Origin of the sequence: Kamptonema formosum PCC 10802 (assembly GCF_000332335.1) — a bacterium.
Classification (GTDB): Bacteria; Cyanobacteriota; Cyanobacteriia; order Cyanobacteriales; family Oscillatoriaceae; genus Oscillatoria.
In genome coordinates this window covers 3,918,720-3,919,156 of sequence record NZ_KB235948.1, presented here as the reverse complement: position 1 = coordinate 3,919,156, position 437 = coordinate 3,918,720, and the positions used below count along the sequence as shown (strand labels likewise).

General features: G+C 54.0%; 1 pseudogene. It reads left to right on the top strand.

Annotated features, from left to right (window positions below):
* Nucleotides 1-437 (top strand): annotated as a pseudogene (locus OSC10802_RS53050) (hypothetical protein); the annotation flags it as partial.

Here is a 437-nt window from a genome sequence, read left to right as displayed (position 1 = left end):
ACTACTTTGACCCACAGGTTCAGGTTTGGGAGAATGTCACGTTTGCCGACAATTACTACCAGACGGCAACGACAAGCAACCCCAGAGGGCGGGATATTGTCAATATTATTCCTTCCGAATGGCTGCCGCCGGATAGTGAAACCAATGAGAACAGGGCAGATTTATCAGTTCATCTCGGCGGGTTTGACGAGTCTGGAAACCTCAGTACCTCCAGTCGCGCTGGGTTTACGCAAGATGTCGCGAATGGCAACAACCCTCACGGGCGGACTGTCGCTTGGTATGGCGGTACAGCCGATTTGAGTTGGGGCAAAGACAATCCTCTCGGGTATCCAATTCACCGGCGCAGTGGGGATTTCAGTTACGGTGAGCTGTTCGATCCGAACTTCCCGGATGCTAAGCCGTGGTACACGCCCAACCATACGGGACAGCCGGTGGGT